Genomic DNA, 15,949 nt, shown 5'->3' with positions numbered 1-15,949 from the left:
GTTTAGATGTATATGATGCATATACAGGCCAAACGAGAGACGTCAAAACACTCTCCGGTGGCGAAAAGTTCAATGCATCACTATGCTTAGCGCTTGGAATGGCTGATGTCATTCAAAGCTTCCAAGGAAGCATCCGAATCGACACGATGTTTATCGATGAAGGTTTCGGCTCGCTTGACGAGGAGTCATTGAACAAAGCAATTGATACCTTAATTGATTTACAAAAATCGGGACGGATGATTGGTGTTATTTCACATGTTGCTGAACTAAAGGCGTCCATGCCGGCTATTTTGGAAGTAGAAAAGCTAAAAGAAGGATATAGTAAAACTAAATTTGTTATTAAATGAGTGGGATGCTCCTTTCGATGAGAAAGGGGCATTTCGCTTTGAATTGGTTGCTTTCACACCCGAATTGATTTCCCCTAGCCATTTCTTGTAAAAAAATAGACGTTTACCTTAAGAAAAGCATATTGTTTTTCACACATTCCACAAGTTCGTCATATTATTTGGAGAAGAGGTGGTGAAAAATGCGCGATGAAAAAGGGAACGGTCTATTCGATCCCTATGAAACCGAGCAACAGGAATGGAAAAAGCAACAAGTAAAAGAGCGGAGTAAGCAACTACTAACGATTATTTCACCGATTTTACTACTCTTACTTTGGGAAATATGTTCTCGAACGGGAATATTAGATATTCGATTTTTCCCACCGCCGTCTGCCATTGTTACAACGTTTTTCGAGCTGGCAACAAACGGGCTTTTGTGGACACATGTTTCCGTATCTTTATATAGAATAGCTGCAGGTTTTTTACTCGGCGTAATACCAGGAATAGTCATCGGCTTACTGATGGGATTATACGCACCAATTCGACATTTTATATCTCCGATTGTAATGGCACTTATGCCGATACCTACGCTAGCACTACTCCCAATCATTATTATCTTCTTTGGAATTGGAGACTTCTCCAAAATAGTAACGATTGCAGGAAGCGTATTTTTCCCAGTCGTCATTAATACCGTTGCAGGTGTTCTCAACATAGAAAAAGTGCATTTAGACGTTGCCAAAAATTACGGAGCAAGTCCAAAAGACTTTTTCTTCAAAATAGCATTTCCAGGAGCGCTTCCTGTCATGCTAGAAGGAATTCAAATGGGGCAGGCGATTGCACTGCTTACAATCGTTGCTGCGGAAATGATGGGAGCCACATCAGGAATCGGGTATTTAATATGGACCTCTTACAAAGCATTTATGTTAAAAGAAATGTTCGTCGGTTTAATACTCATTTCCTTTTTCGGATTTCTATTTTCCCTTTTCCTACGTGGGCTGCAAAAGAAAATTGTCCCATGGAGGTGAATAGATGAGTGATGATGTGAAGATATCTATTAAAGATTTAACAAAAGTGTTTTACAAAAAAAGTAATAGTGTGACTGCGTTTAAAAATGTATCGCTCGATGTAAAAGAAGGAGAATTTGTTTGTTTAGTCGGACCGAGTGGTTGCGGGAAGACGACTTTATTACGCATACTAGCGGGTCTAGAGCACCCAAGTTCTGGTCAATTTACAATTGCAGCTGATTTAGATTTTCGTCCCTTGCAGTCGATGGTCTTCCAAGAAAAAGGGGTTATCCCTTGGTTGACGGTCGAAGAAAACGTAGCATTTGGGCTTAATATGCGTCATTTGCCGAAAGAGTTTATCCGTAAGCAAACGAATAATTATTTGAAAAAAGTAGGGTTAAGTAACTTTTCTAAACTGTACCCGAAAGAACTTTCTGGGGGCATGAAACAACGCATTAGCATTGCAAGGGCCTTCGCAAATGACCCTGAAATTTTACTAATGGATGAACCATTTGCAGCACTTGATGAGCAAAATAAATTCATTTTACAGGAAGAGTTACTTTCTATTTGGTCTGAAACGAAGAAAACGGTGTTATTTATTACGCATAGTATCGATGAGGCATTGTTACTAAGCGACCGTATTGTATTAATGAGCGCACATCCTGGAGAAATTGTAAAAGAAATAAAAGTGCCTATTCCTCGGCCGAGAACGATGGAACAAGTGCGAGCAAATGCGGAGATGGCGGAGCAATTCATTATTATTTGGAATCATTTACAACAAGAAGTACAGCGATCGAGAGGATAAGGGAGGAAGCTTGTGAAAAAGCGTTGGTTCATACTAGTTGCATTAGTAGTGCTTTTGTTGGGTGCGTGTAGTACTAAAGAAAAGGAAAGCACAGATGCAATTGATGACGAGGTAAATATAAATAACCCATCAGGCGATTTGGCGCCACTTGAAAAGAAAGTGAAAGTAAGAATTGCAGAAGATGGTGCAGCCTCTGGAGCTGGGTTTTATATTGCGAAAGAAAAAGGATATTTTGAGGATTATAATATTGAAGTAGAATTTGCCCAGTTTGCTAATAGTGATGAGATGCTTCCAGCGCTTGCATCTGGTGAAGTCGATATAGCAGGCGGTGTATCAACTGCATCATTCTTCAACGCCATTGCACAAGGAATCGACGTAAAAATTATTGCTGATAAAGGACATAATGTGCCAGGGAAATCGTACTTTACATTCGTAATAGGTAATCAGATGAAAGATGTCATCAAAGAATACAAAGACTTTAAAGGAAAACGTATTGCTATCTCCTCCAAAAATTCAATCGATGAATATATTTACTTAGAAATGTTAAAACACGCTGGATTAACGCAAGATGATGTGGAATTTGTCCTGCTTGGAGACTTCGGTAGTATGTTGGGTGCAATTGAAAATGGATCGATTGATGCTGCACTTCAAATTGAGCCACTTATTACGCAAGGAATTGAAAATGATTTCCACATTCGTTTTGGCGATGCGACCGATTACGCACCTGAATCCCAAATAGCACTAGTACTTGGATCTCCTCAGTTTATGAATGACGAAAAGAATGTTTCACTGCGCTTTATGGCTGCTTATTTAAAAGGTGTGCGCGACTATAACGATGCCTTCATAAAAGGGGAAGGCAAAGATGAAATAATTGATATTATGACCAAACATACTGCATTGAAAGACCCGGAATTATGGGAAAAGGTATTTGTAACGGGTCTAGATCCCGATGGCAAAATGTTTTTGGATGATGTTGTAAAGCAATATGATGCATATAAAGCAAATGGCGCAATAAGTGGAGATGTTGATTTTGAAAAAGCGGTTGACACATCTCTTACAGAAAAAGCAGTAGAGATCTTAGGAGCATACGAACGATAAAGCGTCCGGTTATATGGGCGCTTTTTTCTTACATTGTACTTTATCTGAAAGTGTGTAATACAATGGGTTAAAAGGACGTTTGAATGAGGTGCGTAAAATGGTGAGTATTTTAGTGGATGCGGATGGATGTCCAGTAGTGGATTTAACGATTGCGGTTGCGCAAAAGTTTGATTTAAAAGTTACATTGCTATGTGACACTGCGCACTTTATGCAAAGAGATGGCGCAGAAACAGTAATGGTTTCCAAAGGCGCTGACGCAGTTGACTTTGTGTTAGTGAACCGAGTGAAAAAAGGGGATATCGTTGTAACGCAAGATTATGGGCTTGCGGCAATGGTGTTAGCAAAACAAGGTTTCGCAATCGATCAAAATGGACGTTGGTATACACATGAAAACATTGACCAGCTATTAGATAGTCGCCATATGTCGAAGAAAATTAGGCAGGCTGGAGGAAGACTAAAAGGACCAAGGAAACGTCAGAAAGAAGACAATGAAAAATTTGAACGTAACTTTATAGAACTTTGTAAGCTAGCCACGAAAGACTGACAGTTTCGAATTCAAACGAAATAGTTAACATCCATCTTTAATTTTGTTATACTGTACGGTGGACAAAATTAGAAAAGGTGGAGTAAAAAATGGAAACAAATGCATACAGAGTATTACTTTACTATAAATATGTCCCGATTGAAGATCCAGTAACATTTGCACAAGAACATCTTGCTGCTTGTAAAGAAATTGGGTTAAAAGGGCGTATTTTAGTATCAGACGAAGGAATTAACGGCACATGCTCGGGAACGATTGAACAAACCGAAGCATATATGGACATGATGAAAGCGGACGATCGTTTTGCTGACATGGTGTATAAAATAGATGAGGCAGAGGGACACGCATTCAAAAAAATGCATGTTCGTCCAAAAAAAGAAATCGTTCATTTAGGATTAGCAGATGATATTAATCCAAATGAATTAACAGGAAAATACCTTTCTCCAAAAGAGTTTTTCGAACAAATGCAAGCAGAAGATACAATTGTTATCGATGCTCGTAATGACTATGAGTTTGACTTAGGACATTTCCGCGGGGCAATTCGTCCAGATATTCGCAACTTCCGCGATCTTCCAGACTGGATGTTGGAAAATAGAGAAATGTTCGAAGGTAAGAAAGTTTTAACATACTGCACGGGTGGTATTCGTTGTGAAAAATTCTCGGGCTGGTTAGTACGAGAAGGCTTCGAAGACGTTGCCCAACTACATGGCGGTATTGCAACATACGCAAAAGATCCAGAAGTCAAAGGACAATTATGGGATGGCCAAATGTACGTATTTGACGAGCGTATCGCTGTGCCGATCAACCAAGTAGAACACGTCGTTGTAGGGAAGGATCATTTTACTGGCGAACCTTGTGAGCGCTATGTAAATTGTGCCAACCCAGACTGCAATGATAAAATCCTATGTTCAGAAGAAAATGAACACAAATACCTTCGTAGCTGTTCACACGAATGTCGTGTAGATCCACGCAATCGCTATATCGTAGAACATAATCTTACTGAAGAAGAAGTAGCAGAAAGACTAGCTGCTATCGAAGCAACTGTATAACAGCCTAAAATCTCGCCTTGCTTAAAGCAAAGCGAGATTTTTTTATTGATTGGATGTTGGATTGTTACAGTATTGTTACTGGTGCCTGGCACCAGTAACAATGTTTTTTAATACTGTTTGTTTTTTAAATTTAAAGGGGAATTGCTTACATATATTGAATAATAGTAAAGAGTTCGTTTTTAAAAATGGAATGGGGGAACGTATATGGTAATCGAAGTGAGAAAGATTTCTGATTTAAATGATGTAGACGTATCCAAACTAATTCAAGAAAGCGAAAAAGAAGGTTATCGTTTTGTCTCAAGGCTTGCGACTGAATATGAAGATGGTACGAATCGATTTAGCGAGCCAGGCGAGGCACTTTTTGGTGCATGGAACGACGATGAACTCGTTGCAATTGGGGGATTAAATCGAAATGTAAACGGCACCGACGCTGCAAGGCTACAAAGGGCTTACACACTGCCAAACTATCGTCGAAAAGGAATCGGAAGTGAACTTTTTAACGCCATTTTCGTCCATGCAAGAGAACAGTTCAACGAGATTACAACGAAAACGGAATCGGCAAAAGCGGATGCATTTTATCGGGCTAACGGATTTCAGTTTGATGAGCGTTCACCTGATATAACACATGTGTACAGCTTATAAGAGAAAGGGTCATACAACTATGAATAAAGAACAACTAGTGCAACAATTTCCTTTAATTGAAAAAATGAAAAATACAGAAGAAGTCATTTGGTTTAATCCAAATATAATAAAAACAGAAGATGCCTTAAAAGGTCTATCCGTCACAAGCGAAATGGTACAGGACGCAAGTGATCGCCTAGATAGATTTGCATCTTACTTACAAATTGCCTTTCCTGAAACAGGGAAAACCAATGGTATTATTGAATCGCCTCTAGTAGCTATTCCACAAATGGCTACAGCAATGAAGGATTTATACCAAACGGATTTCGACGGAGAGCTTTTATTAAAATGTGATAATGATCTGCCGATTTCTGGTTCTATTAAGGCGCGCGGTGGCATTTATGAAGTGTTGAAAATTGCGGAAACACTTGCTATTCAGGAAGGTTTATTGACCGAGGAAGATGATTATAGCGTTCTCGCTCAGGATCAAATGCGAGCATTTTTCTCAACGTATTCCATTGCAGTCGGCTCAACTGGTAATCTAGGACTCAGCATCGGAATTATGAGTGCGAAGCTTGGATTCCGTGTGACAGTTCATATGTCGAGCGATGCAAAGCAGTGGAAAAAAGACATGCTTCGTGAAAAAGGCGTAGAAGTGATCGAATACGCTTCCGACTACAGTATTGCAGTGGAAGAAGGAAGAAAACAAGCGGAAAAAGATCCGACATGCTTTTTTATCGATGACGAAAATTCTACGGACTTATTTATGGGCTATGCAGTTGCGGCCGGCAGGTTAAAAAAACAGTTGGAGCAGCTAGGGAAAAAGATAGATGAAAACAATCCTTTGTTTGTCTATTTGCCTTGTGGTGTTGGCGGCGGACCTGGAGGCGTGGCATTCGGTTTAAAACTTTTGTTTGGTGATCATGTTCATTGTTACTTTGCTGAACCGACTCATTCTCCTTGTATGCTGCTTGGAATGATGACAGGTTTACATGAAGATATAGCGGTAGATGAGATTGGTCTGGACAATAAAACCGATGCAGATGGCCTTGCAGTTGGGCGCCCTTCTGGATTTGTGGGCAAAACACTAGAACAAATGCTAAGTGGAAGCTATACCATTAGTGATGAAAAAATGTACACATTGCTAGCACTTCTTGCAGACACGGAAAAAATTTACCTTGAACCATCTGCACTAGCTGGAATGACTGGTCCAATTCATTTAGCGGAAAATGAAGTTAATTTGAAAAATGCCACACATATCGCTTGGGCAACTGGCGGAGGAATGGTGCCGGAACAAGTGAAAGAAGTATATTATGCAACTGGGAAACAGAACTTGAACAGCACTAACTAAATAAATGAACAAAAAGTCTATTTTCTTCGGAGAATAGGCTTTTTTTATAGGAATAAACATTGAATCGCAAGATAGTGCTTTCAAATCGCAAGATCCACACCCGAAATCGCAAGATCCTCACCCCAAATCGCAAGATCCATCCCCTAACCCCTTCTTTGCTCTATTCAATATAGAACAAAAATGTTATAATATATATAGAACACATGTAGATAGGAGGACATCATGTTTATCGAAATACAAACAAATTCATCTGTACCAATCTATTTACAACTAGCGCAACAACTCATCGAAGGAATTGCTAGAGGCGAGCTAAAACCAGGAGATTCATTGCCATCTGTTCGAGCATTTGCAGCAGATTTAGGCATGAATATGCATACAGTGAATAAAGCCTATCATTACTTAGAAGAAAAAGAGTTTATCCAAATCGTCGCTAAATCGGGCGTTATTATACAACCTAATGGAATACCAAAAGCAACAGCCGAAGAACAACAACATTTGGCAGAACAAATCCGCCCATTAATAGCGGAAGGGCTAGTATTGAAGCTTTCAGAGGAAGAAATGGTCAATATGGTAAGGGGGCTCGTGCAACATATTAAGGAGGGGACATCATGATTGTTTTATTATTTGGCTTTATTTTATTGTTTATCACCGTATTACAAGCATTTACACCGAAACTACTTAAGCAAACGGAAGCATTTGGCGTCTATATACCAGAACAATACACGAAAGAACCAACAATCCTAGGATATAAAAAGAGGTACACTTCGGTTGTCTTAACGCTAGGAATTATTGTGTTGGCAGCTTATCTTCTTTGGGCATTAACGCAATCTCCGACAGAAGAAATGCTATCGATTATTAGTGTAGGTGTACAATTTTGCATCCTTTTTATTGGATTAGGCTATTATTTCATGATGCATGTACGTGTGAAAAAGTTAAAAGTAGCGCAAAGATGGACGTCAGGGAAAAAGGAAGTACGTGTAGTAGACTTACAATTTCAAGAGAAGCTCCAGTTAATACCACGTATTGTATTTATCATTCCTATGGTTATAACGGTAGGCTTAATCATTTATACATTCATGAAATACGCGCAAATGCCGGACATGATTCCTACTCATTGGGGACCTTCTGGGCAACCAGATGCATTTAGCGAAAAAACGTATTTCAGTGTTATTTCTATGCCACTTATTTTACTTGTGATGCAAGGGATGTTTCTAATGATGAGCGAAGGGATGAAGTTTGCAGGAGCAAAGATTAATCCGGCCAACAAAAAAACATCTGTGTCTCAGCAGCTAGCATTCCGAAAATATAGTAGCTGGTTCGCCTTATTTATCACGATAACGATGACATTAATGATGGGTTATTTTCATTTACAAACAATTCACCCAGAAATCGGATCCGCTTGGGTGATGTTCGCACTTCCACTAGTCTTTTTAGTGCTAACTTTTCTGGCAGTAGGAATATATATAGTGAAGGTTGGGCAAAGTGGTTCGCGTTGGAAGGTGGAAGACGATAGTCCAAATTTAGAGGATAAAATAGCAGTTGATGATGATAAGTATTGGAAGGGCGGAATTATCTATATCAATAAAGACGATCCAAGTATTTTAGTCGAAAAACGATTTGGCGTAGGTTGGACACTCAATTTTGGGAGACCACTAAGTTGGCTAGTCTTATTTGGGCCGCTTATCTTAATCTTAATTATTGCCTTTAGTTTGTAAAAATTATAAAAAAGTGGAGGCGTTTCATATGTTAGTAGTGACAACGGAAAAAATTGAAGGATATAAAATTGTGGAAGTAAAAGGTCCTGCGTATGGTCTTATTGTGAGAAGTAGAGGGCTTGGCGGAGATATTATGGCGGGCTTAAAAGGCTTGGTAGGTGGGGAGATCAAGCAATACACCGCGATGCTAGAGGATTCAAGAAAAGAAGCGATGGACCGTATGATTAAAAATGCCCATTCAATGGATGCCAATGCTATTGTTATGATGCGATATGACTCGGGTGAAATTGGTAGTAATATGAGTGAGATTGTAGCATACGGAACAGCAGTTGTTGTAGAGAAAATATGACGTCAATTATTGTTATTGTAAGTATATATGTTGTGCAAATCATAGCCGTTATAGCTTTTATTTTGCTCGGATATTTTATTTATGACAAACGGTTTAGACGCAATCATGGAACGAAAGTGGAGGCAGGTTTTGAGCGAACGGAAGAGGTCAATATCGACCCTGTTACAGGAGAGAAAACGAGGGTGTATTATAATCCTCAAACAGGTGAACGTTTTTATAAGCAAGAATAGGGAAGCGTCTCCGAGGAAACGCTTCTCTTCTCACTGATGCATTTGTACAAATAAATAAAAATTAAACACGGCAGGCAATAACAAAGCTATTGATAAAAAAATGATTGCAGCTATCTTAGATTGCTTTGTAATCCGCTCTTCACCTTTACGTAAGTTTTCAAAAAAAGTTAAGGTGAAATAAAAACATAAAATCCAGCACAAAGTAGATATAATACCAATCCAATTTCCCGTAAATAGAGGAGTCATTATTTTCACCTCACTTTCCGAACATAGCAAAAAGCAGCATACCTAAAAGGTAGCTGCTTATTTTAATTATTCAGCGTCGAAAACTTCTACTTTTTCCATTTTAGCGCCGTTTTTCATAGCTGTTGCTACTTCAAGACCGCTAGTAACTTTACCAAAAACTGTGTGAACACCGTTTAAATGTGGTTGTGGTTCGTGAACGATGAAGAATTGGCTTGAACCCGTATCTTTCCCAGCGTGAGCCATAGAAAGACTTCCCGCTTCGTGTTTGTGTGGGTTGCCAGTAGTTTCACATTTAATCGTTTTGCCACTACCACCCATACCAGTACCAGTTGGGTCTCCACCTTGACTTACAAAACCAGGAATAACACGGTGGAAAATAACCCCGTTATAAAATCCACTGTTTGCTAACTCTTCAAAGTTTGCAACTGTGTTTGGTGCTTCATTTGGGAACAAATCAAATTCGATTTTCTCGCCAGTGTCCATTAAAAAATAACCTTTTTTCGCCATTCAAAACACTCCTTTTCAAAATAAATCCTTCATCAGTATAGCACGTACATATAACATTTTCCAAAAACAGCTCATGTAAAAGAGTTAGTACAATCATATAAAATCCGGCACCAATAAATTTGGCGCCGGACATCAAGAAATGTATCTTAGTTTTCAACTATCAAGCAATTTTATCTATATCTTTCATTGCATCATTGTCATGTTTGTATTTAAAACTTACAGCAAAAATAATTGCAAGCACGATAGTATAGGACCCGAATATCAACCAAATATTTTGCCAATCTTTTACGCCGTCAACTGTGAAGAAATMCACAATTTTCCCACTAATGATTGCGCCTAAATAAGTTCCCAGTCCATTTACCATTGTCATGAATAAGCCTTGTGCGCTACCACGAATGCGACTATCCACTTCTTTTTCTACAAAAATGGAACCGGATATATTAAAGAAGTCAAAAGCAGCACCATACACAATCATGGATAATAGTAATAAGCTAAATCCTAAGCCTGCTGGTTCTCCAAAAGCGAAGAGAACGAAGCGTAATGTCCATGCAATCATACTTAATAGTATGACCGTCTTAATCCCAAATTTACGTAAGAAAAATGGAATGGCTAGAATAAATACAACTTCTGAAATTTGTCCGATTGATAATAAAATAGCCGGATACTTAACAGCAAGACTATCCTTAAAGCTAGGATTTAATGCAAAGTCATGTATAAATGGATCAGCAAAAGTGGTGTTAATTTGCAGTGCAGCACCTAATAACATAGCAAAAAGGAAAAAAACAGCCATTTTCTTTTGTTTGAACAGTACGAGCGCATCGAGTCCTAAACGACTGACTAGTGATGCATCTTTCTTGGCAGTTGATGTTGGAACATTAGGTAGCGCAAGTGAAAACAGCGCAAGTAAAAGAGCCGCTCCTGATCCAATGTATAACTGCATATTACTTAACTCAAATCCGCCAAGACTAATTGTCCATAAGGCAAGAATAAAGCTAACCGTTCCATAAACGCGAACGGAAGGGAATGCTTTCGTTGTATCGTGTCCTTCTTTTTCTAGACCAAAATATGAAATAGTATACGATAAAGAAATTGTCGGCATGTAGGCCATTGCGTTAAAAAGCATTACCCAAAACAAAAGACTAGGGTCTGAAACTTTTGCAGCAATAAATAAACAAATAGCCCCCATCAAATGGAGAATTCCATATAATCTATTTGCCTTTACAAAGCGGTCGGCAATAATCCCTATAAGACTTGGCATAATGAGAGATGCAAGCCCAATGGAGCTATAAACAAGTCCTACCTCTGAGCCCGAAAACTGCAAAGTGTTGAACATATAAGATCCAAGTGTTACGAGCCAAGAGCCCCAAACGAAAAACTGTAGAAAAATCATTATTTTAAGGCGCGATTTAATTGTCATTTCTTCCTCCTACTTGTGCTACGGCGCCTATCTTTTTATAAGTTCACCGGTTATTTACTATCTAGATGATTTAGTTCACTTTTTTTGCCAACTGAGTAATGTAATCAAAGAAAGCGTCGCGATCAACATCATAAACCACATTTACAGGACGACCGTCGGCTATTTCTTCTGTCCGACCTTGACTCGGTCCATTTGTATGAACAATACTATTCACTCTTTTCACTTTAACAAGATCACTATTTCCAACAAAGGCTGTAGTTAAAACATCCCACAAAAAGTAAGTGGAGTTCGTTGTAAAATGAACCAGCGGCGGACACATCGCATAACATTGACCGATAAAATCAACACCTAAATATTTACGTTCAGATGCCCAGCGTTTACGTATATCTTCCGTAAGTGGTACTTGGCTTGTACTTTCTAGAGCTACTAAATCAATTTCTATGCTGCTATCCCATACACGACCAGCTGCCTCAGGATCCCAGAACACGTTCCATTCAGCTGTCCCATCATGTTCGGGCTCTTCCACATTTCCTGTTTCACGAAATGTACCGCCCATCCAAACGAGTCGATCAATTTTCTCTTCAATGGAAGGGTCTTCATCTAATGCGCGGGCAAGATCCGTAAGTGGTCCAGTGAATAGAAGGGTTGTTTTCTCAGTCGATGCGTGAATGGCATCTACCATATGAAGATGTGCTGGTTTATCAGCGACAGGCGTGTCAATCTTACCAGATTCATTTAATATTGGCAGAGCATCAACGAAGAAAGCATGCAAACGCCAATCCTTTGGAAATGGATTTTTTCCGCGAGAATTTGATTCAGCTACATCAAGGCTGCCATGTCCAAAGCGATCCATAATTTTTCGGCTTGCAAACATCGCAGGTTCTAAATAACAATCGGCTGGAATGACAGATACACCTGTTAGTTCAACGTTGTCCATTTGCATAAATAGAAACAGCGAAACAAGATCATCAACGCCTCCATCATGATTAAAGTAAATATTTTTTTTCATTATTTATCGATCCTCTCTTATTGATATAGATGCCTAGCATACCGTTTCATATTTTATTATTACATTCCAGAAAAAAATTATTTCCAAAACGAAAAAAAAACGCTCCGATTTCTACCGGAGCGTTGACTAGGGCATATGTAAATATGGAGGAAGGGTTGATCCTTTCATCCATATAACAATTAACTCGTAGTCAAGCCCTTTACGGTGGCTTGGTAGAAACTTTTGGGCCATATTCCCAACATTATACGACATAATTCGACATTGTTTTCTTATAATAACTATTACATATGGTTTAGTCAATAAAAATCGTAATCCAGTTTTATACATTATAAAAATAGAAAGTAGTAAATTTTACTGGATATGTTAAAGGAAAAGGTTCTTTAATTGTCGTAATTAAGGAATATAGAATCAATTCATTAAGAGGAATTAATACATTGAAAACAATAGGTTTAATCGGGGGGATGAGTTGGGAATCATCAAGTGAATATTACCGTTTAATATAAGTATATATATTTTGAAGGGAATGAAGCGTACATGAATTACAATATCATCTCAACACTAGATGAACAACAAATCATAGAACTTTACGAATTATACAAACAAGAATGGTGGACAGATAAGCGAAAGTTTGAAGACGTGCTAGTAATGCTTGAAAACACAGACATCCTCATTGGAATATGTGAAAATAAAACGAATAGACTCATTGGTTTCATACGTGTTCTTTCAGATTTTGTCTATAAGGCATTAATATTCGATGTTATTATCCACGAAGAGTATCAAGGGAAAGGTTTGGGGAGAATATTGTTAGATCAAGTAATGACACATCCTAAACTTCAATCTGTACAAAGCTTTGAATTGTATTGTAAATCTGACAAAATATCTTTTTATGAAAAATGGGGATTCACTCAAGTAATTGGTGATACTAACTTCATGAGAAAAACGGCCAAATAGAAAGTTTCCACTTTCGATAACGAAGATGTAGTGAAATAGGCAAATAAATAATTTCACTTTTCTTATTCCACAATATCAACTAATCGAAAGAGAACGTTACCTGAATTGGTAACGTTCTCTCAACTAGTACTATTATAGTTTGGAATGTTCGATAGAAGGATAGCCTTTCATTACCAAGAAGGAATGAGGGATCCATCAAATCTTTCTTCGATAAATTGTTTCACTTCTTCGGAACGATACAAATCAACAAATTGTTGAATCACTTCATCGTCTTTTGATTCGCTTCTGACAGCGATAATGTTCACGAATGGAGAATCTTTTGGCTCAATAAAAATCGAGTCATCAGCTGGCGATAAACCAGCATCTATTACGAAGTTCGTGTTGATAGCTGCCGCGTCAAGTTCATTCAATTGACGGGGAATTTGTGCAGCATCAAGTTCAACAAATTGGAAGTTCTTCGTATTCTCTACAATGTCATGGATTGTAGAATTAGTGTCTAGACCTTCTTTGATCTTGATCATACCAGCACTTTCAAATAGCATCAGGGCACGTCCACCTTGAGTCGGGTCATTTGGTAATCCAATTTTCGCACCATCTGGCAGTTCCTTAACATCTTTTACTTGATTGGAGTAAATACCCATTGGGAAAGTGACTGTTTTACCTACAGCTACTAAATCCAAATTCCGGTCTTTTTTCATTTGTTCAAAGAAAGGAATCGTTTGGAAAATATTCATGTCAATTTCTTTCTCGGATAAAGCCACATTGGGCATTACGTAGTCGGAAAACACTTGTAGTTCAATTTTTAGACCATCTTTTTCTGCTAGTTCTTTCACTTTTTCAACGATTTCTTCGTGTGGACCGGCAGTTACGCCAACTGTAAGTACACCGTCACTTAATAAGCCTTCATTTGCTTCCTCTGACTTTTCCTTACCACCGCAAGCCGCGAGTACTGTTAAAACTAAAATGAGTAATCCTGTAAATAACCACTTTTTCATCATTATTCTCCTATCTGTTGTTTTCTAATTTGATATAGAAATAATAAAAACCTCTCAGAAATGAGAGGTTCATTAGCAATTTGAATATATGCAGACGTCCTCTCTCATTTTTCAAAACGAAATCGTTTTGCAGGATTTAGCACCTTTCCATACATAAACATATGGTTGGTTGCCGAGCTTCAACGGGCCAGTCCCTCCGCTACTCTTCATAAGAGATAAATATTATTTCGTTAATGTTAAATACTATACTTGACCATGTTGACTTCGTCAATATAAATTTGAAAGAATTATTGTTTTAATTAGTATTGTTGTATTAATAAGACTATTATATACTTTCTTACACACTAGTGTATGTAAAGTACGAAAATGATAAGATACAAAAAGAGGTGAATGATGATGAACGGACAAAATAGAAAAGAAGTTAAACCAGGGTTAGAAGTATATATCATTTTGAAAAAAGACCAGCGCACAGGCGAAAAAACGAGAGGTATCGTAAAAGACTTATTAACGAATTCCTCTTTCCATCCACATGGCATAAAGGTTCGGTTAACCGACGGACAAGTAGGACGTGTATGTGAAATTATTGAAAAATAAGGAGCGTAAAAATGAACGTAGAATCACAAATACTACAATGGTTTGATCATTTTCACAAATACCCAGAAATAAGCTGGAAGGAATACGAAACAACGAACAAACTCGCAGAAATATTAGATGAGCTACAAATACCTTATCGCCGGTTCGATGATGTAACGGGGTTACTGGCTGAAATTGGAGAAGGTGAGGAAGTCATTGCTGTTCGGGCGGATATCGACGCGCTCTGGCAGGAAGTCGATGGCGAGTTTCGTGCCAATCATTCCTGCGGACACGATGCCAATATTTCTATGGTTTTAGGAGCTTTATTATTACTGAAAGATGAAAAACTAAACAAACGTATCCGCTTTATATTCCAACCTGCAGAAGAAAAAGGAAATGGTGCCAATGCAATGATTGACAGAGGTGCATTAGAAGATGTAACGCATTTATTTGGAGTGCATTTACGACCTATAGAAGAACTTCCTTTTGGAAAAGTTTCATCTGCCATACATCATGGAGCAGCAATGTTCCTGGAAGGGAAAATTAGTGGAATCGATGCGCATGGCGCACGTCCACATCAAGGGAAAAATGCCATAGATGTGACAGTGGCGATTCATCAGGCACTTAAAAATCTTTATTTTTCACCGTTTGAAGCATATTCGGCTAAATTAACGAAAATTCAAGCAGGTGGAGAAAATGCCAATATCATTCCCGGTACTGCAACATTCTCCATTGATGCTCGTGCACAAAAAAATGCTGTTTTATTTCAAATGAAAGACCAAATTGAAAAAGATTTACACGCAATCAAACAACTATTTGATATAGAAATAGAGTGGGAATGGGAAGATATCACACCGGGTGCGGAAGTTTCCAAAGAAGCAGCGGCTATGGCGAGAGAAGGAATTATCGAGGTAGTTGGAATGGGAAGCCTTGCAGAAGAAGTAATTACTTCTGGAAGCGATGACTTTCATTTTTATACGGTTAGACATTCCGAAGTGAAAGCTGCAATGATAGGTATTGGAGCGGATCTTGCACCAGGATTACATCATCCGAATATGACGTTTAACTATGATGCACTTGCAATTGGTGCAAAAGTTATAGCGAAAACGCTTTCAAATAGTGCTAAAAACAATTGACGGTAAAATGATTTAGCTTTAAAATTATC

At 38.4% G+C, this 15,949-nt stretch carries 19 protein-coding genes, 1 pseudogene and 2 riboswitches; of the genes and pseudogenes, 16 read left to right on the top strand and 4 right to left on the bottom strand.

Annotated features, from left to right (window positions below; translation table 11 throughout):
• The 12 genes from AC1DFT_RS10025 to AC1DFT_RS09970 form a co-directional block, all read left to right on the top strand.
• Positions 1–347: SbcC/MukB-like Walker B domain-containing protein (locus AC1DFT_RS10025; RefSeq protein WP_477919048.1), on the top strand; the 347-nt coding region annotated here is incomplete at its 5' end.
• Positions 348–526: 179 nt separating this feature from the next.
• Positions 527–1,348, top strand: coding sequence for an ABC transporter permease (locus AC1DFT_RS10020; RefSeq protein ID WP_477919047.1), 822 nt, complete (start codon positions 527–529; stop codon positions 1,346–1,348).
• 4 nt (positions 1,349–1,352) lie between these two features.
• Positions 1,353–2,132: an ABC transporter ATP-binding protein gene (locus tag AC1DFT_RS10015; protein ID WP_477919046.1), complete on the top strand. Its 780-nt coding sequence runs from the start codon at positions 1,353–1,355 to the stop codon at positions 2,130–2,132.
• A 12-nt stretch (positions 2,133–2,144) separates the two neighbouring features.
• On the top strand, positions 2,145–3,230 hold the full coding sequence (locus AC1DFT_RS10010; protein ID WP_477919045.1) for an ABC transporter substrate-binding protein: 1,086 nt from the start codon (positions 2,145–2,147) through the stop codon (positions 3,228–3,230).
• 97 nt (positions 3,231–3,327) lie between these two features.
• Positions 3,328–3,774: a YaiI/YqxD family protein gene (locus tag AC1DFT_RS10005; protein ID WP_477919044.1), complete on the top strand. Its 447-nt coding sequence runs from the start codon at positions 3,328–3,330 to the stop codon at positions 3,772–3,774.
• An 89-nt stretch (positions 3,775–3,863) separates the two neighbouring features.
• A complete protein-coding gene (gene trhO, locus AC1DFT_RS10000) occupies positions 3,864–4,820 on the top strand; it encodes an oxygen-dependent tRNA uridine(34) hydroxylase TrhO (protein ID WP_477919043.1) in 957 nt (318 codons plus the stop codon).
• A gap of 204 nt (positions 4,821–5,024) precedes the next feature.
• Positions 5,025–5,462, top strand: coding sequence for a GNAT family N-acetyltransferase (locus AC1DFT_RS09995; RefSeq protein WP_477919042.1), 438 nt, complete (start codon positions 5,025–5,027; stop codon positions 5,460–5,462).
• A gap of 19 nt (positions 5,463–5,481) precedes the next feature.
• Positions 5,482–6,792 carry a D-serine ammonia-lyase gene (locus tag AC1DFT_RS09990; RefSeq protein WP_477919041.1) on the top strand — a complete coding sequence of 437 codons (1,311 nt, stop codon included), beginning with the start codon at positions 5,482–5,484 and terminating at the stop codon, positions 6,790–6,792.
• A gap of 222 nt (positions 6,793–7,014) precedes the next feature.
• Complete coding sequence (locus AC1DFT_RS09985) at positions 7,015–7,404, top strand: GntR family transcriptional regulator (protein WP_477919040.1); 390 nt, start codon at positions 7,015–7,017, stop codon at positions 7,402–7,404.
• Positions 7,401–8,507, top strand: a complete 1,107-nt coding sequence (locus AC1DFT_RS09980; protein ID WP_477919039.1) for a DUF1648 domain-containing protein — start codon at positions 7,401–7,403, stop codon at positions 8,505–8,507. The genes AC1DFT_RS09985 and AC1DFT_RS09980 overlap by 4 nt, the downstream gene beginning before the upstream one ends.
• A gap of 28 nt (positions 8,508–8,535) precedes the next feature.
• On the top strand, positions 8,536–8,856 hold the full coding sequence (locus tag AC1DFT_RS09975; protein ID WP_477919038.1) for a YbjQ family protein: 321 nt from the start codon (positions 8,536–8,538) through the stop codon (positions 8,854–8,856).
• Entirely contained in the window at positions 8,853–9,086 is a 234-nt protein-coding gene (locus AC1DFT_RS09970; protein ID WP_477919037.1) for a hypothetical protein, read from the top strand. The genes AC1DFT_RS09975 and AC1DFT_RS09970 overlap by 4 nt, the downstream gene beginning before the upstream one ends.
• A gap of 312 nt (positions 9,087–9,398) precedes the next feature.
• On the opposite strand, the gene AC1DFT_RS09965 is transcribed toward AC1DFT_RS09970, so the two are convergent.
• The 3 genes from AC1DFT_RS09965 to AC1DFT_RS09955 form a co-directional block, all read right to left on the bottom strand.
• Positions 9,399–9,839: a peptidylprolyl isomerase gene (locus AC1DFT_RS09965; RefSeq protein ID WP_477919036.1), complete on the bottom strand. Its 441-nt coding sequence runs from the start codon at positions 9,837–9,839 to the stop codon at positions 9,399–9,401.
• Positions 9,840–9,999: 160 nt separating this feature from the next.
• Entirely contained in the window at positions 10,000–11,256 is a 1,257-nt protein-coding gene (locus AC1DFT_RS09960; protein ID WP_477919035.1) for a nucleoside permease, read from the bottom strand.
• A 70-nt stretch (positions 11,257–11,326) separates the two neighbouring features.
• Positions 11,327–12,265, bottom strand: coding sequence for a nucleoside hydrolase (locus AC1DFT_RS09955; RefSeq protein WP_477919034.1), 939 nt, complete (start codon positions 12,263–12,265; stop codon positions 11,327–11,329).
• A 167-nt stretch (positions 12,266–12,432) separates the two neighbouring features.
• A riboswitch (purine riboswitch) is annotated at positions 12,433–12,534 on the bottom strand.
• Between the two features lie 165 nt (positions 12,535–12,699).
• Here AC1DFT_RS09955 and AC1DFT_RS09950 point away from each other — a divergent pair.
• Positions 12,700–12,765, top strand: a pseudogene (locus tag AC1DFT_RS09950) (aspartate racemase); the annotation flags it as partial.
• Positions 12,766–12,799: 34 nt separating this feature from the next.
• The gene (locus AC1DFT_RS09945) at positions 12,800–13,216 is read left to right on the top strand and encodes a GNAT family N-acetyltransferase (protein WP_477919033.1); all 417 of its coding nucleotides are present in this window, start codon (positions 12,800–12,802) and stop codon (positions 13,214–13,216) included.
• A gap of 170 nt (positions 13,217–13,386) precedes the next feature.
• On the opposite strand, the gene AC1DFT_RS09940 is transcribed toward AC1DFT_RS09945, so the two are convergent.
• Positions 13,387–14,211, bottom strand: coding sequence for a MetQ/NlpA family ABC transporter substrate-binding protein (locus AC1DFT_RS09940; protein WP_477919032.1), 825 nt, complete (start codon positions 14,209–14,211; stop codon positions 13,387–13,389).
• Positions 14,212–14,312: 101 nt separating this feature from the next.
• A riboswitch (SAM riboswitch) is annotated at positions 14,313–14,426 on the bottom strand.
• A gap of 181 nt (positions 14,427–14,607) precedes the next feature.
• On the opposite strand from AC1DFT_RS09940, the gene AC1DFT_RS09935 reads away from it, so the two are divergent.
• Positions 14,608–14,805 carry a YwbE family protein gene (locus tag AC1DFT_RS09935; RefSeq protein ID WP_477919057.1) on the top strand — a complete coding sequence of 66 codons (198 nt, stop codon included), beginning with the start codon at positions 14,608–14,610 and terminating at the stop codon, positions 14,803–14,805.
• A gap of 11 nt (positions 14,806–14,816) precedes the next feature.
• Positions 14,817–15,920: an amidohydrolase gene (locus tag AC1DFT_RS09930; protein WP_477919031.1), complete on the top strand. Its 1,104-nt coding sequence runs from the start codon at positions 14,817–14,819 to the stop codon at positions 15,918–15,920.
• The last annotated feature ends 29 nt before the right edge of the window (positions 15,921–15,949 follow it).

The organism is Psychrobacillus sp. 05T411, assembly GCF_056396485.1.
This window is presented reverse-complemented; position numbering and strand designations above follow the sequence as displayed.

Coding starts and splice junctions, on each gene's coding strand:
- AC1DFT_RS10020 (WP_477919047.1), top strand. CDS start 527: ATGCGCGATGAAAAAGGGAACGGTCTATTCGATCCCTATGAAACCGAG.
- AC1DFT_RS10015 (WP_477919046.1), top strand. CDS start 1,353: ATGAGTGATGATGTGAAGATATCTATTAAAGATTTAACAAAAGTGTTT.
- AC1DFT_RS10005 (WP_477919044.1), top strand. CDS start 3,328: ATGGTGAGTATTTTAGTGGATGCGGATGGATGTCCAGTAGTGGATTTA.
- trhO (WP_477919043.1), top strand. CDS start 3,864: ATGGAAACAAATGCATACAGAGTATTACTTTACTATAAATATGTCCCG.
- AC1DFT_RS09995 (WP_477919042.1), top strand. CDS start 5,025: ATGGTAATCGAAGTGAGAAAGATTTCTGATTTAAATGATGTAGACGTA.
- AC1DFT_RS09990 (WP_477919041.1), top strand. CDS start 5,482: ATGAATAAAGAACAACTAGTGCAACAATTTCCTTTAATTGAAAAAATG.
- AC1DFT_RS09985 (WP_477919040.1), top strand. CDS start 7,015: ATGTTTATCGAAATACAAACAAATTCATCTGTACCAATCTATTTACAA.
- AC1DFT_RS09980 (WP_477919039.1), top strand. CDS start 7,401: ATGATTGTTTTATTATTTGGCTTTATTTTATTGTTTATCACCGTATTA.
- AC1DFT_RS09975 (WP_477919038.1), top strand. CDS start 8,536: ATGTTAGTAGTGACAACGGAAAAAATTGAAGGATATAAAATTGTGGAA.
- AC1DFT_RS09970 (WP_477919037.1), top strand. CDS start 8,853: ATGACGTCAATTATTGTTATTGTAAGTATATATGTTGTGCAAATCATA.
- AC1DFT_RS09965 (WP_477919036.1), bottom strand. CDS start 9,839: ATGGCGAAAAAAGGTTATTTTTTAATGGACACTGGCGAGAAAATCGAA.
- AC1DFT_RS09955 (WP_477919034.1), bottom strand. CDS start 12,265: ATGAAAAAAAATATTTACTTTAATCATGATGGAGGCGTTGATGATCTT.
- AC1DFT_RS09945 (WP_477919033.1), top strand. CDS start 12,800: ATGAATTACAATATCATCTCAACACTAGATGAACAACAAATCATAGAA.
- AC1DFT_RS09940 (WP_477919032.1), bottom strand. CDS start 14,211: ATGAAAAAGTGGTTATTTACAGGATTACTCATTTTAGTTTTAACAGTA.
- AC1DFT_RS09935 (WP_477919057.1), top strand. CDS start 14,608: ATGAACGGACAAAATAGAAAAGAAGTTAAACCAGGGTTAGAAGTATAT.
- AC1DFT_RS09930 (WP_477919031.1), top strand. CDS start 14,817: ATGAACGTAGAATCACAAATACTACAATGGTTTGATCATTTTCACAAA.